Genomic DNA, 201 nt, shown 5'->3' with positions numbered 1-201 from the left:
GCCGAGCTGGAAGTTCTCGGTCGGCTCGCCGTCCTTGCCCACGCCCATGTTGCCGGTGGCGACGCCCTTCACCGAGCTGTCGTCGTTGTACAGAATCTCGGCGGCCGGGAAGCCCGGGAAGATTTCGACGCCCAGCGCTTCGGCCTGTGCCCCAAGCCAGCGCGTGACGTTGCCCAGCGAGATCACGTAGTTGCCGTGGTT

1 protein-coding gene is annotated in these 201 nt (G+C 66.2%); it reads right to left on the bottom strand.

All coding sequences use genetic code 11. The annotated features are described in order from the left end of the window. Positions 1-201, bottom strand: a 201-nt coding sequence (locus tag SB786_RS38095; protein ID WP_410731822.1) for an NAD(P)/FAD-dependent oxidoreductase, incomplete at both ends; no start/stop codon positions are given.

It is taken from the genome of Burkholderia sp. SIMBA_062 (assembly GCF_046534765.1).
Taxonomy (GTDB): domain Bacteria; phylum Pseudomonadota; class Gammaproteobacteria; order Burkholderiales; family Burkholderiaceae; genus Burkholderia; species Burkholderia ambifaria.
This window is presented reverse-complemented; position numbering and strand designations above follow the sequence as displayed.